The organism is Kineosporia sp. NBRC 101731 (genome assembly GCF_030269305.1).
GTDB lineage: Bacteria > Actinomycetota > Actinomycetes > Actinomycetales > Kineosporiaceae > Kineosporia.
In genome coordinates this window covers 745722-760798 of the sequence record NZ_BSTC01000001.1, presented here as the reverse complement: position 1 = coordinate 760798, position 15077 = coordinate 745722, and the positions used below count along the sequence as shown (strand labels likewise).

At 71.2% G+C, this 15077-nt stretch carries 9 protein-coding genes; 3 read left to right on the top strand and 6 right to left on the bottom strand.

Annotation, left to right across the window (positions count from 1 at the left end; genetic code table 11):
• From QSK05_RS03305 to QSK05_RS03295, 3 genes are read right to left on the bottom strand one after another with little or no spacing between them, the layout of a single operon-like run.
• Complete coding sequence (locus tag QSK05_RS03305) at positions 1–576, bottom strand: ferric reductase-like transmembrane domain-containing protein (protein WP_285593744.1); 576 nt, start codon at positions 574–576, stop codon at positions 1–3.
• Entirely contained in the window at positions 573–1589 is a 1017-nt protein-coding gene (locus tag QSK05_RS03300; protein WP_285593742.1) for an FAD:protein FMN transferase, read from the bottom strand. The genes QSK05_RS03305 and QSK05_RS03300 overlap by 4 nt, the downstream gene beginning before the upstream one ends.
• Entirely contained in the window at positions 1589–1852 is a 264-nt protein-coding gene (locus tag QSK05_RS03295) for a hypothetical protein (protein ID WP_285593741.1), read from the bottom strand. The genes QSK05_RS03300 and QSK05_RS03295 overlap by 1 nt, the downstream gene beginning before the upstream one ends.
• Before the next feature lie 140 nt (positions 1853–1992).
• Between QSK05_RS03295 and QSK05_RS03290 the strand changes: the two genes are divergently transcribed.
• Positions 1993–4281, top strand: a complete 2289-nt coding sequence (locus tag QSK05_RS03290) for an acyltransferase family protein (RefSeq protein WP_285593738.1) — start codon at positions 1993–1995, stop codon at positions 4279–4281.
• 43 nt (positions 4282–4324) lie between these two features.
• Here QSK05_RS03290 and QSK05_RS03285 read toward each other — a convergent pair whose 3' ends face one another.
• Positions 4325–5863, bottom strand: coding sequence for a sensor domain-containing diguanylate cyclase (locus QSK05_RS03285; protein ID WP_285593736.1), 1539 nt, complete (start codon positions 5861–5863; stop codon positions 4325–4327).
• Positions 5864–6014: 151 nt separating this feature from the next.
• Positions 6015–7877: an acetate and sugar kinases/Hsc70/actin family protein gene (locus QSK05_RS03280; protein ID WP_285593734.1), complete on the bottom strand. Its 1863-nt coding sequence runs from the start codon at positions 7875–7877 to the stop codon at positions 6015–6017.
• A gap of 263 nt (positions 7878–8140) precedes the next feature.
• On the opposite strand from QSK05_RS03280, the gene QSK05_RS03275 reads away from it, so the two are divergent.
• Both QSK05_RS03275 and QSK05_RS03270 read left to right on the top strand, forming a co-directional pair.
• Positions 8141–9799, top strand: coding sequence for an NAD(P)/FAD-dependent oxidoreductase (locus QSK05_RS03275; RefSeq protein WP_285593732.1), 1659 nt, complete (start codon positions 8141–8143; stop codon positions 9797–9799).
• 33 nt (positions 9800–9832) lie between these two features.
• Positions 9833–11311: a sensor histidine kinase gene (locus QSK05_RS03270; protein WP_285593729.1), complete on the top strand. Its 1479-nt coding sequence runs from the start codon at positions 9833–9835 to the stop codon at positions 11309–11311.
• Here QSK05_RS03270 and QSK05_RS03265 read toward each other — a convergent pair whose 3' ends face one another.
• Positions 11312–15073 (bottom strand): AfsR/SARP family transcriptional regulator, encoded by a 3762-nt coding sequence (locus tag QSK05_RS03265; RefSeq protein ID WP_285593727.1) that lies wholly within the window; start codon positions 15071–15073, stop codon positions 11312–11314. It lies immediately after the preceding gene.
• Positions 15074–15077 lie beyond the last annotated feature (4 nt).

Sequence of the window (15077 nt, the reverse complement as noted above, 5' to 3'; positions counted from 1 at the left end):
TTACTCCCTCCGAGCAAGGTTTTTCGGGGTGGACAGCTCGACCGGGGCGGCGGGCCGAAGGGCGGGGTGTGAGCTGACGGCGACGGCGATCACGCTGATCACGCAGACCGCGTCGATGGCGAGCAGCCAGAGGGAGCTGCGGTCGGTGCCGGAGCCGACGCCGTGCACCAGGGCGATCGGCCACATCGCGTAGGCGAGCCAGTGCACGGCTTTCCAGGCCCGTAGACCGATGCGGTCGCGCAGGAGGCTGGTGATCGTGACGGCCAGGGCCAGGTCGAGCGCCAGGGTGCCGAGACCGACCCAGAACGGACGGTAGCCGGAGCCGAACGGCAGCAGGATGTCGACGAGGTTCAGCTGGGCGTACGGGTCGAAGAGCAGGGTGACCACGTGGATCACCAGGAAGACGAGGGCGAGCAGGGCCGCGCTGCGATGCACCGACGCCACCGCGAGCCGGTTCATCCCGGCGAAAGTGCGGCCGGACCGGGTACCGATGCCCAGGGCCACGACGACGGTGAAGAGGATCAGGCTCACCACGCCGCTGCCCCGGGCCAGGTACCAGAGGGCCTCCGTGCTCATGCCGCGCTCGTCAGATGTTCGCGTGGGAGGTGAATCTCGTGCACCTGCTCGGCATCGATCCGGACGGTCTCCTCGGTCGGCCAGCCGTTCAGGGTGGTCACGGAACCGTCCGCCGCGACCAGCCGGGCCGGGTGACCCTGCCCGCGCAGCCAGTGCCGGGTGTCCTCACCCCGCACGATCGCGGCGGTGGAGAGAGTGTTCGCCTCCAGGCAGGTGCCGGCGGCGACCGAGACGGTGCGCCAGACCGGCTCGGCGGGCAGGCCGCTGGCCGGGTTCAGGATGTGATGCACGGCGCGGGTGCCGTTGCGCCAGTTCCGGCTCACGGTGCTGGAGGTGGCCAGGCCGGCGGTGCCGCCGTCCATGCCGACCCGCGCGGCCGGCTCGTGGACGCCGTCCTGCACGAGCACCTGCCAGCCGTCCCGCGGGGCCGGTCCGGCCGTCGCGATGTCGCCGCCGAGGGAGACCAGGGCGCCCACGCCGAACCGGTCGGCGAGGCTGCGGGCCGCCCGGTCGGCGGCCCAGGCCTTGGCGGTGGCGCCGAGGTCGAGGCGCACGCCCGCCGGCATCCGCAGGCGGCGGCCGGTCAGGTCGAGGTCTTTCCAGCTGTGCCGCACGCGCCGGCTCAGGGTGATGGGGATGTTCAGGCTGCCGGCCCGGGCCTGGATCAGCGAGTAGTCCTCGGTGTAACCCAGCGCGGCCAGGTCGTCGGCCAGTGTCGGGTCGACATCGCCGTCGGTACTCCGGGCGGCATCCAGGGCCGCGCCCAGCAGCACGGCCAGCAGCGGGGAGACGGTGACCGGGCGGTTCCCGGTGGAAAGCTCCTGAATCCGGGTAATCTCGCTGTCGTCGCGGAACCGGCTGCAGGCCTCGTCGACCTCGTTCAGCTGCTGCCGCACGATCTCCTGCGCCTCGTCGGCGACCGCGGCATCGGTGACGACCACCCGGGCCGTAGTGCTCCAGACCGGCCACTGACGCACGGTGTCACGCACGGGAAGGGTCTCCAGCAGGGGCATCACGAACCTCCAGAAGTGGCGTCGGCGGAACCGCTGCCGGGGCTGATGCCCGAACTGCCGGAGCTGCCGGTGTCTGACTGACTTTGGTCTTGGGTGTCGGTGCTGGAGGAATCGCCGGTGGACGTGGTCGTCGTCGTGGTGGCGTCGGCGCCGTCGGCGCGGGCCACCACCAGAGCCACCGTGGCGGTGGTGGCGAGGGCGGCCACGGCCAGGCCCGAGGTCACGGCCACCGTGGTGCGGCGGGCGGTGTCGCGAGCGTTCATCGAGGTCTCCTCCAGGTCGTTGGCTCAACTCTGGGCTGCCTGGCTGGGAGGGTTCGGCGCGCTGTCTGAGGATCAGCTGTAAGCGATCTGGGCCGAACGGTGGACGTCAGTGGGCACCCGTGGGTGCCGATCCGAACCGGGTGAGCAATGTCGAGATCGAAGCGGTCCCGGCGCGAGGGTTGCGGATCACCACGACGGACGACGTGAGACCCGCGCCCCGCCCGGGCTTCCGTACGGACATCGAGGGCCTGCGCGCCCTGGCCGTTCTGCTGGTGGTGCTCTACCACTGTGGGATAAAGACTTTCACCGGCGGCTACGTCGGGGTGGACGTCTTCTTCGTGATCTCCGGGTTTCTCATCACCTCACACCTGGCGCGCGAGGTCGCGGACACCGGACGGTTACGGATCGGCCGTTTCTACGCACTGCGGGCACTGCGCCTGCTGCCGGCCGCGAGCCTGGTGCTGGTGTGCACCCTGGCCGCCGCCTGGATCTGGCTGCCGCCGCTGCGCCTGCGGGCCATCGCCTGGGACGCCGTGGCCTCGGCCGGTTATGTGCTCAACGTGCGCCTGATCCAGGTCGGAAACGACTACCGCTCGGCCGGTGCCTCCCCCTCCCCGCTGCAGCATTTCTGGTCGCTGGCGGTCGAGGAGCAGTTCTACCTCGCCATCCCCCTGCTTGCCCTGGTCTGCCTGGTGCTGCTGCGACGCCGGGCGGCCTTCGCGGCCCTGCTCACGACCCTGATCGCCCTCTCGTTCGCCGACTCCCTGGTGACCAGTCAGACGGATTCGGTGGCAGCCTATTTCGGCGCACCGACCCGGGTCTGGGAACTGGGCGCCGGAGCTCTCCTGGCCCTGGTCATCCCCCAGCTCTTGCGTGATCAGGCAAAAACTCCCCCGAGTTCCGGAACGGTCGGCGGGGAAGGTTTGCCTGATCACGAACAGGGGACGAGGGGCGCACCTCGGGGGCACACGGTCACGGCGGCACCGGGCCGGGTCACCGACACCGCAGGCCGGGCCGCCGACGTCCCGGGCCAGGTCGCCGACGTCTCGGGCCGGGCCGCCCGCGCCCTGGGCCGGGGTGCGGTCGCTCTGCGCTGGGGTGGACTGAGCGCTATTGCTTATGCCGCGGTTACTTTCGACAGCTCAACGCCGTTCCCGGGATGGTCCGCGGCGATCCCGGTGCTGGGCACCGTGGCCGTGATCATCGCCGGCCGGGCCGGACCCGGACGGGTGCTGTCCCTGCCGTTGCTGCAGTTCGTCGGGGCCCGGTCGTACTCGATCTACCTCTGGCACTGGCCCGCCCTGATCATCGCGCCCTATCTCCTGGAGCGCGAGATCAGCACCTATGAAAAACTTCTCGTTGCCCTGGTGGCACTGGGCCTGGCCTGCGCCGGGTATACCCTGGTCGAGCAGCCGCTGCGGCACCACGAGCAGTTACGGGCACGGCCCTGGCAGGCCGGGGTTCTCGCCGCCGCCCTGACCGCCGTCACCGTCGCCCTCGCCGTGCTGGCCCCGGCCCTGCCTGCCCGGCAGACGCAGGGCGAAGGACTGGCCGCGGGCCTGAACCTGCAGGGACCACCCTCACAACGGCACCAGCAGCTGGCCCGACGACTGGACACCGCCACCCGCGTCACGGTTCTCCCCCGCAACCTGGAGCCCTCACTCCAGAAGGCCTCGGGCGACGAGCCCGCGATCTCCGGCAACGGCTGCTTCGTGGCCGTGGCCGCTACCCGCACGCCCAAACGCTGCGAGTCGCTCGGCAGCGCCCGGCCCCGGAAGACCGTGGTGCTCTTCGGCGACTCGCACGCCGCGCAGTGGTACCCGGCCCTGAACGCCCTGGCTCGCGAAAACCGTTGGCGCCTGGCCGTCTTCACCAAGGTGATGTGCACCCCCGCACAGGTGCACGTCTACGCCGAGACCTTCCGGGGCGACTACCGCACCTGCAACACCTGGCGGGCGAACAGCATCGCCCGCATCCACGCGCTGAAACCGGACCTGGTGGTGACGACCTCGATCGCCGACCACCTCGACCTGGTCGGATCAGCCTCCGACGTGGACGCCACCTGGGCCACGGGCTGGGCCAGGACCGTCTCGACGCTGCTCGCCGGGGGCACCGACGTGGCCTTCCTGGCCGATTCCCCGAGGGCGAAGACCGATGTGCCCGAGTGCCTCTCGCAGAACCCGAGGAACATTCAGGCCTGTGCCCAGGCGTCCGACCGGGCGACCGGAACACCGCAGCGCACCGCCATCGCCCGGGCCGTGCGGTCGGCGAGCGCCCGGGTGGTCGACCCCGCGCCCTGGTTCTGCACGGCCACCAGCTGCCCGGTGGTGGTCGGCAACACCCTGGTCTACCGCGACGACAACCACATCACCGGCGCGTACGCCCGAGCTCTGGCGTCTCTCCTCTTCGAGGAACTGCACATCCGGTGAGCATGTCGAGAAGGTCCACACGCCATAGCAGTACACCTAGTCCTTAGGCCGAGCTACGGGCCTTGTGCCGGCTCATGGCCTGCTCGGCCACCTGCAGGGCGTGTTCGGGGCTGGTGGCCGTCTCGACGACCGTGATGGCGCCGAGGGACGCGTGGACCGTATGTCCGCCCGTCTGATGAGGGCCGGTGAATCGGTCAGGCGTCTGGTAGAACCATTTGGCGGCCATCTGCTGTTGGTGGGTCCAGTTCCCGAACGAGGCGTCGCTGGGTGCGAGAACGGCTGCGGCGACGAACTCGTCGCCGCCCCAGCGCCCCTGCAGATCGCCCGGGCGTCCGGCGTTCCTCAGCGCGGCCGCCAGGCAGCGCAGGACGTCGTCGCCGATCTCGGAGCCGTAGACGTCGTTGACCGTGGTGAGGTCGTCGATGTCGAAGAACGCGATCGCCAGCTGCTCACGGCCCGTCTCCAGGGTCTCGATCGCCGTGGTGAGCCACTCCTGGATCCCGGTCCGGTTGTGCAACCCGGTCAGGGCGTCGACCGTGTCCTCGCGCCAGAGTGAACGGGTGCGCTGGGCCAGTGCTTCGGCCCGGGCCCGCTCGCGGTGCTCGGCCCGTTCCCGGCTGATCTCCTCGGCCAGGACCCGGGAGAACAGCTGCATGGTGCCCAGGTGCTGCTTCTGCAGGTCGACACTGGCGGTACCGGCTCCGCACAGGGTGCCGATGACGGCCTGGTCGGCATCGGTGATCGGCACGCTGACGTAGGTGCGGATCCCCAGCTGCCTAGCCGCCTCGCTGTCCCCCCACAATGAGGGAACATCAGCGGTGTAAGGGATTCCGGCGTCCAGGGACCTCTGGCACAGGGTGTCGCTCCACGGCACGGTCAGCCCTTCCGGGATGTCGAGTTCACCGACGTTGAGCGAGTACACGATCTGCTGCCGGTCACCGACCCAGTCCACGAACGTCAGGTAGGTCGACTCCAGCCCGGTGCTGGACTGCAGAACTTCCAGCAGGGGCCGGGTCAGCGACTCCAGGTCACGACTGCCGGCCACTGTCTGCGCCAGGTCGGCCAGATCCGGCAACGGCGCCCCGGCCGCCCCGGCTTCGTGGGTGCCGGATCCCCCGGAATCACTCGGCCCGGGCCGTTCGGCGGAGGTCAGGACCCGGCCGATGAACTCCCCGACGGTGGCCAGCCGGTCGGCATCCCGGTCGCTCCAGCCCGGCACCGGGTCTGCCGCGACCGCACACACCGCGCCCACGATGTCCCCGTCGACCACCAGCGGAACGCCGGCGTAGGAGGTGATGCCGATCCGTCGGACGTCGGGATGACCCGCCAGGACCGGATGCACCCCGGTGTCGGGGACCAGCGCTTCCAGTTCCCCGGCCGCGACCAGCCGGCAGATCGTGCTGTCCACCGTCTTGGGTGCCTGCAGCTCGTCAGCCAGCGGAAGCCCTGACCGGTGGGTGATGTGACACAGACCCCGCCGGAACCGGTTCACGAACGCGGTGTCCACCCCGAGCTCTTCCACCAGCACGTCCAGGGCGTGCTGGATCCGGGCATCCACTGTTCCCTCTCCGGATTCCAGCATGCCCATGAGGCAAGGCCGCACCCGAGGTTGACCCCAGTCCATGGACGCAAGATCGACTCGGCGGCGTACCCACCCAAGATCGTCGGTCCCGGCTCACCCGAATGCCCTCCCCCGTGGTCCGCCGCGACGAACGGTCGTGCCCCGGGCCGCCTCAGCGGTGGAAGGGCATCCGCTTCTTCGCCCAGGTGGCGAGCTGGGCGGAGGTGTGGCCCGGCCAGTTCGCCTGCACCACGGTGGTCGGCGAGGACTCGTAGGTCCACCAGCGCCACGGCGCGTTCCGAGGGCCCCCGACGAGCAACCGCCCGGTGTCGCCGTCGGCCTTCCAGCCACCGCTGGCAACGCCCTTCATCGCGCGCAGGACCTTGTACCGGCGGCCGGTCGCGGCCTCGGAGCTGTAGGTGAACACCGTGACCGTGAGCTTGCCCGGGTACCGGCAGACGATGCTCCCGGCCGCGCCCGCGGCCTTGCCCGGTTTCGCCCGGCAGATCTGGCCGGAGCTGCCCTTGAGACCAGGCCGGGCGGGCACGATGCCGGTCCAGGCGCTGGCGATGTTCTGCAGCTTGCCGTACGGCGTGGCGGCCTTCGCCGCGACCGCTTCACCGGGCTCACCCTCGACCTCGTCGGCGTCCAGCGCCACCACCGTGTAGGTGTGCACGCGGCCGTCACCGGGCCGGTCGGTCAGCTGGGGGACGGTCGCCGTGCGCACCTCCTCGGCCTTCGTGCCCTGGTCGCGGTACACCGAGTACTGCTCGGCCCCGGGCACCTCGGCCCAGTTCAGGGTGATCGAGATGCCGACCGGGCGGGCCCGCAGGCTCTCCACCGGAGGCAGGACGGACGGCGTGGCCGGGGGCGTGGTGGGCGTGATGGTCGCCGAGGCCGCCTGCACCCGTTCGGTCTTCGTCGGGGTCGGCAGCGTGTTGTTGTGCACCAGCCCCGCGACGATCAGGGAGGCGGCCACCATCACGACCGCACCCCCGGCGGCCGGCACCAGCAGGCGACGACGGTTCTTCTGCGCCGAGCCGACGCTCGCGGCCTCGACGTCGAACCCGTCACCCGGGTGACCGAGCAGGCGTAGCGACCCGGTGTCGGTGAGCTCCGGATCGGGCCGGACCGCCTCGACGTTCTTGCCCGGGGTCAGGCAGTTCCCGGACATCTCCGTCGACGGAGGCGACTCGACATCGACGGGTGCGGAGGTCGTCCTCAGGCCGGCTACGACCTTGCCGTTCTTGCCCTTCGCCTTCGGGGTGGACCGCAGGCTCAGCCCGTCGGCCGGTGAGGCCGGCTGCCCCGGGCCGGGAACCGGGCGCCCGGCGGCGGTGCGCGTGGCGGCCTTGGACAGGCCGGGGGCGGCGGACGGGTCCTGGCCCAGCATCGTCGGGCTGACCCCGAGCACGTCATAGACCGAGCGCACGATCAGCGGCATGCGCGCGTCGCCGAGCAGGTAGATGCCGTCCAGCGTGGCCGGGCGATGGCCCGACGACTCGATCGTGGACTGCAGGGTGCGCGCCATCTGCAGCACGTGCGGGCGCAGGGCGTTGTCGAGCTCGATGCGGTCGAGCCGCAGCGGACCGTCCGGGGTGATGCCGGGGATGTCGTCGATCTCGACCGTGGCGCTGTGCCAGGCGGTGAGTTCCTCGCGAGCGCGGCGAACCTGCAGGAAGAGCCGCTGCTGCAGCCCACGCCAGGGCTCACCGGCAGGTTCGCGCAGCCGGCCGACCAAGGCGTCGTCCGCCCCCGGCACCTCGGTGATCCGTTCGGTCGCACGCTCGAACAGCATCCGGTCGAACAGTTCGCCGCCGAGGTCGTCGAGCCGGCTCTCGGCGAGGATGGCGGGGTTGCCGGACACCCGGCCGCCACCGTGGACAGACGCGTCTTCCAGCAGTGACTCGGACTCCAGCACCCACATCCGGGTCTGGGAGTGACCGATCGCCAGCACCCCGACCACCGAGCCCCCGGAGAACCGGTTCTCCGTACGCAGCGCGGCGGCCACGGCAGAAGGGTCCCAGTCGGTCACGCGGTACTCCTGTCGGTTCAGGTCATGGCCCGGAACGCGCCAGAACGGACCAGGCCCATACAAGCCCTAGAGACTAGTCGAGCACGCCCGCGCCCAGGAGGGCAAAGCGGGTCACATCACGTAACGGTTCACGTAACGAACCGCGAGTGAGCAATTCCCACTCTGCGCGACGTTCTCGGGTGTGCGCCACAGGCGTAAAACCTGGTCCGGCGACGATGCGCGAACTAGTCTCGAATCCCCCCACCCATGAGGAGCTTCAGCCGGTGAGCAAGCCGATCCTTCTCACGGTCGACGACGACCCGTCGGTGTCCCGGGCGGTGGCCCGTGACCTGCGCCGTCGCTACGCCGAACAGTACCGCGTGGTCCGGGCCGACTCCGGCCCGCAAGCCTTGGAAACCCTGCAGGAGATCCGGTTGCGCGGTGATCGCGTGGCGGTCCTGCTGGCCGACTACCGGATGCCGGAGATGAACGGCATCGAGTTCCTCGAGCGCGCGATGGACCTGTTCCCCCGGGCCCGCCGGGCCCTGCTGACCGCCTACGCCGACACCGACGCCGCGATCGAGGCGATCAACGTCGTCGACGTCGACCACTACCTGCTCAAGCCGTGGGAACCGCCGGAGGAGAAGCTCTACCCGGTGGTCGACTCGATGCTCGAGACCTGGGCGGCAGCGGGCGATCCGGAGATCGAGTCCACCCGGATCATCGGTCACCGCTGGTCGGCGCAGGCCCACGAGGTGCGTGACTTCCTGGCCCGCAGCGGCATGCCCTACCACTGGTACACGGTGGAGGACGAGGAAGGCCGCAAGCTGCTGGAGGCGGCCGGCGCAGGAGAGGCCGACGTACCGGTGCTGCTCACGGCCGGCGGCGACGTGCTGCTCAACCCCTCGCTCAGCGAGGTGGCCGACAAGATCGGGCTGTCCACCACACCGGCCGAGGACTTCTACGACCTGATCATCGTCGGCGGCGGGCCGGCCGGGCTGGGCGCCGCCGTGTACGGCGCCTCCGAGGGCCTGCGCACCGTGCTGGTCGAGGGCCGGGTCACCGGCGGTCAGGCCGGGCAGAGCTCGCGCATCGAGAACTACCTGGGCTTCCCCGAGGGCGTGAGCGGGGGCCAGCTCACCGACCGGGCCCGGCGCCAGGCCAGCCGGCTGGGAGCGGAGCTGCTCACCGCCCGCCGGGTGGTCGGCCTCGAGACCCACGGCCCCAAGCGCATCGTCGAGCTGGACGACGGGCGCCGGGTGGCCGCCCACGCGGTCCTGCTGGCCACCGGTGTCTCCTACCGGCGGCTGCGGGCCGACGGTGCCGACGACATGGTGGGCAAGGGTGTGTTCTACGGCTCGGCGGCGACCGAGGCGCAGGCCTGCGCCGACCAGCACGTGGTGATCATCGGTGGGGCGAACTCGGCCGGTCAGGCCGCGATGTTCTTCTCCCGGCAGGCGGCCAGGGTCACGCTCGCCGTACGTGGGCCCGACCTGGAGCGCTCGATGTCGCACTACCTGATCCAGCAGATCCGCGGCAACGACCGCATCGAGGTGCGCACCTGCACCGAGGTGTCGTCGGTCCACGGTGACGGGCACCTGCAGAAGATCGTGCTGCGCGACAACGTCTCCGGCACCACGCAGGACGTCGACTGCGGGCACCTGTTCGTCTTCATCGGGGCCGCCCCGATGACCGACTGGCTGCCGCAGGAGCTGGAGCGCGACGAGGCCGGGTTCCTGCTCACCGGCACCGATCTGCTGAACGCCGGGAAGCGCCCGGCCGGCTGGGCCCCCACCCGCGACCCGTTCCCGCTGGAGACGAGCATCCCCGGTGTGTTCGTGGCCGGTGACGTCCGATCCACCTCGGTCAAGCGGGTGGCGTCGGCCGTCGGCGAGGGCGCCATGGCCGTCTCGCTCGTGCACCAGTATCTCGCCCGTCCGTGAAATTGATGTGCCCCGGGAAGCGTTGGAGTAACGGTGACCACCACGGAACAACCGATGGAACGGCTCACTCCGGCTGAGCTGTCGCGCTTCTTCCTGTTCGAGAAGCTGAACGCCGAGCAGCTGAGCTGGATGTCGGAGCACGGCGAGGTCGTGCGCTACCCGGCCGGCGCCACCGTGTTCGACGCCGACGAGCCCGCGACCTGCTTCTACATGCTGGTCGAGGGCCATCAGGCGATGCTGCGCCGGGTCGGCGACCATGAGGTCGAGGTCTCCCGTTCCGAGCGCCCCGGCGTCTACACCGGTGCCACCTGGGCCTGGCTGGCCTCGGCCACCGAGGCCTCGCGCCAGTCGCAGTACGCCGCGTCGCTGCGCACCCTCGCGCCCTCCACCTTCTTCCGCATCCCCGCGGACGAGCTGGCGCAGGCCCTCAGCGAGTGGTTCCCGATGGCGATCCACCTGCTCGACGGGCTGTTCACGGGCTTGCGGACGTCGGACGCGGTGGTCGGTCAGCGGGAACGGCTCACCGCCCTGGGCCGGCTCACCGCGGGCCTGACCCACGAGCTGAACAACCCCGCCTCCGCCGCGGTGCGGGCCACCGCCACCCTGCGCGAGCGGGTCGCGGCCATGCGCGGCAAGCTCAAGCACCTGGCCTCGGGCAAGGTCGACCCCGACACCCTGGTGAAACTGACCGGGCTGCAGGAAGACGCGATCGAACAGTCGGCCAAGGCCAAGTCGGGCAAGACCAAACACCTCACGCCGATGCAGGCGAACGACCTGGAAGACGAGTTCAGCGACTGGTGCGAAGACCACGGCGTCTCCTCGGCCTGGCAGCTCGCACCGGTCTGGGTCGCCGCCGGGCTCGACCTGGAATGGCTGGAAGGCCTTTCGGACTCGATCCCGAAGACCCACCTCGAGGCCGGCCTGAAGTGGATCACCTACGCGCTCGAGAGCGAGCAGCTGATGGCCGAGATCGAAGACGCGACCGATCGCATCGCCACCCTGATCAACGCGGCCAAGCAGTACTCACAGATGGACCGTGCCGAACACCAGCAGGTCGACGTGCACGAGGGCCTGAACAGCACCCTGATCATGCTCGGGGGCAAGGTGCGCGCCGGGATCAAGCTCGAGAAGACCTACGACAAGTCACTTCCCGCGATCCCTGCCTATCCGGCCGAACTGAACCAGGTCTGGACCAACCTGATCGACAACGCGATCCACGCGATGAACGACCGCCCCGAGCGCAAACTCTCGATCACCACCGGCTCGGCCGGAGACTTCGCCCTGGTCACGATCTCCGACACCGGCCCCGGCATGAGCCCCGAGATCCAGCGGCGTATCTTCGAGCCGTTCTTCACCACCAAGCCGATCGGTGAGGGCACCGGACTGGGTCTCGACATCGTCTGGCGCATCGTGGTGAACCGGCACGGCGGCGACATCAAGGTGATCAGTGTTCCCGGCGAGGGAACGACTTTCGAGGTACGGCTGCCCCTGACGGCACCTCGCTCCAGCTGATCACGTACGGACGCGGGGGGCCTCCCCGGTCAGGTCGATGAGTCTCGCCGAGATGGCCGGGCCTTCCGGTTCCGTCCGGTCGGCCGGGTCGAGCCTCAGCAGTCCGGTCAGTGACCCGAAGGGTACGGCCGCTCCTCGGGCTGCGGCTCGGCGCACTGTGTCCGAGGGCCGTGCCGCCCGGGTCAGGCCGCTCTCGGCCCGTTCGATGATCTCGCGTTCGCGGTGGCCGGTGACCACCAGCGAGCGTTCGGCGCACCAGGCCGAGCTGACCCCGAGAAGTGTTGCCGCGCGCTCCGGATCACCTTCGCTATGGGCCGCCCCGAGCAGCCCGGCGATACGCGGCAGGGTGAAGTACCGGCCTGCGCGATGAGCCTCGCGCAGGCCGGTGCGCAACGACTGCACGGCCTGCCGGCTGTCGCCCCCGCGTAACTCCAGTACGCCACCGGTCACGGCCACCGCGGCCCGGATCGCCGGCCCACCGCTCTCGGCCGCGGTGCGGGCCTGGGTGATGAGTACCTGCGAGAGCCGTTCCTCGCCGCGGTCCTGTGCGGCCTGCGCCAGCATGGCCAGCGGGTAGGCCAGACGCGCGGGGTCACCCTCGGCCGCGGCCCGGTGCCGGCTGCGCTGCCAGTGACCGATCGCCGCGGCGGTACGGCCCAGCTCGTCCAGCACGTCGGCGAGCGTGTTGACGACCGCGTGCCAGAGCGTGTCCGGCAGGCGCCGCACGGCCCTCATCTGATCCAGAGCTCCTTCCAGCTCGGCCAGGGCCTCTTCGTTGCGGCCCAGACTGCGGGCGGCCACGGCCCGCATGAGCGCCGTCCGGACTGCGTTCACCGGGTCGCCGGAGGTCGGACAGTCCGCCAGGATCTCCAGGGCCCGGCGCGGGTTCCCGCCGAACAGGGCCAGGCATCCCCCGGCGATCAGCAGCCGGGACGTGGTGCGGTCGTGCGATTGCCCCGCCCGGGCCTGATCCAGCCACGTGGAGGCATCGCCGAGGTCCCAGCGCCCGGTGCCCGCCCCCTGATCGAGCAGCGCCACCACGAGCCGGGCGAAGAGCTCGCCGTCGCGGCCCTGCGCACGGGCTGCGGCCGACGTCAGGTTGTCGAACTCGATCGCCCGGCCCGGCCCGGCCCCGGCGGCCACCGGAGCCGGGTCGAGCCAGCGGTCGGTGACGGGCGGGAGGGCGTCGGCGAACTCGGCGAACCAGGCGGCGTGCCGGTCGGAGCAGGCCGCCTCCTGCCCGGGATCGGCGGCCAGCAGACCGCGGGCGTACTCGCGGACCGGCGAGAGCATGCCCAGCCGTCCGGTCTCGTCGATCAGCAGCAGGTTCTTGTCGGCCAGACGGCCGATCACGTCGATCACCTGACCGGGCCCGGGCACCGGCCCGCAGACCCACTCGGCGGCCTCCAGCGTGGCGCCCCCGACGAACACCGAGAGCTGGCTCAGCACCAGGCGCTCGGTGTCGTCGAGCAGGTTCACGGTCCAGCTCAGCACCGGGCCGAGCATCCCGCCCGGCCGTCGACGCGCCTCGTCCAGTTCGGCGCTGATCAGGTCCGGGGCCCGGCCCCGCGAGCGCGCAGCGGCCAGTTCCAGAGCCAGCGGCAACCCGTCGAGCGCGCGGCAGAGCTCGCTGACCGGGCCGGCGTTCTCACCGGTCACCTCGAAGGCCGGCAGCACCGCCCGGGCCCGGTCGCGGAACAGCCGTACGGCATCGGACGAGCGCACCATGTCCACGTCGTCGGCCCCGGACCCGGCCCACGGCAGGGACAACGGGCCGAGGCCGACCACCTGCTCCCCCGGCACGCCGAGCGGACGCCGGGAGGTGGCGAGCACGCGCAGGCCCCCGACCCGGGTGATGAGTGCGGTGACGGTGTCGACCGGGGACCCAACCGGAAGGGGGGTCCCGCGTGTTGCCCTCGGTGGGTGGGAGGTCTGGCCGGCCTCGACCGCCCCGCCGAGCTCCAGGTCGTCCAGCACCAGCAGGCAGGGGGTGGCGGCGAGGGCCCGGCAGACCGTGTCGAGCGGCGCCTCCCCGGGGAAGTCCGGCACCACGCCCAGCACCCGCCGCAGGCGCTCGGCCAGCCCGGCCCCGCCACTGTCTCCGGTGCTGTCTCCGGCATGGAGTCCGCCCAGGGGAACCACGAGCACCCGGGGTCCGGACATCGCATCACGCGCCCGGTCGGCCAGGCGCCGGGCCACCACCTGCGCCGCCAGCCGGGTCTTGCCCGCCCCGCCCGGTCCGGCGATGGTGACCAACCGGACGTCCGGGCGCCGCAGCAACTCCAGCGCCGTGCCGAGTTCGACCGTGCGGCCGATGGTCCCGGCGCCGAACGCCGTTCCGAAGGCGGTGCGCTTGGTCCCGATCACCGGGATCCCGCCGGTATCGGCCAGGCCGTCGCCGTCCGGCACCCCGGGCATACCGGGTAGCACCGGGGCGCCGGGCCCGGTCGAGAGCGTCGGTGGGCGGGGCACCAGGTTGACCGAAACGTTGGGAATGGTGGGATCGGTCTCCGGCCGCTTCGGGACCAGCTGACCGAACCGGGCATGATCCCGGCCGGGACGGTGAGCGCCGGCACTCGGTGTGTTCCCCGGCCCGGTCACCCTTCCCACCCCGGAAGAACCCCTGGCCCCGGACACCCGCCGGTTCCCGACCCCAGATCCGCTCCCGGCCCCGCTGCCGCCCCCTGCTCCCGTCACACCCCCGGCCCGGCTCCTGACCCCCGTCCCGTTCGCGAACGAAATCCCGGTTCCGAAAGAACTTCCGGGAACGAATGAAATTCCTGGCCGGGAGGCATCTCCCGAGGCCGGCGCCGGTGCGGCTGCGGAACCAGCACCTTGTTCTCCCGCACCGTCGCCGTCGGTCCGATTTTCCGTGGTGAAGAGCGATTCGGTCACTGCTCCGGAACCACCCGGAACCACTGGCGGTCCGCCGGGATCCGCCGACGACCGCGGCCGGTCCGCCGGGAGTCCGGATTCCTCCCCGGGGAACTCGGGAGGTGCCGGCGCCGGGCCGGGCCGCAACGCCGCCGGCGCGCCCCGGGGCCGGACCGGGATCGTGCTCATCGGCATCGGTGCACCGCCCGAACGCGGACCCGGGATCCGGCCCGGGAAAAGCCGGTTCACCATCCGCGAATTGAATTCTGCTTCCAGTCGCACGGAGTCACTGCCCTGGGTCAGCAGGGAGGCCTGGACAGCCCGCGGCACCGGGGCCGGGCGCAGCGGCCAGCCGTCCACAAAACTGGGCGATTCCACATCGGTCTCGCGCGCCGGAGTGACCGGTCCGAGCTCCTGTCGCAGCAATCGCCCGTGCAGCTCCCGAAGCGCCGGACCTGGGTCGATGCCAAGTTCGTCGCCCAGCCGCCCGGCCGCAGCGGCGTAGGCCGCGAGCGCCTCGGCCTGCCGCCCCTCCCAGTACAGCGAGGTCATCAGCTGCCCGACGAACCGCTCGTTCAGGGCATGTCGCCGGACCAGGTCCTGAAGTTCCGGAATGAGCCGGGAATGGCGCCCCAGCAGGGATTCCGCGTCGATGCGGTCGGCGATGGTGGACTGCCGGAGGGACTCCAGCCGGGCCACCGACGCCACCGCGCCCGGCACCCCGGCCAGATCGGGCAGAGTGGTCCCCCGCCACAACTGCAACGCAGAACGTAATTCGTGGGCCGCACCCACCGGATCACCTGCGGCGAGACGGGATCGACCCGACTCACTGGCCTCCTCGAACCGACGCGAGTCGATCGCCTCCGGAGGGAGGTCAAGGAGATACATTCCG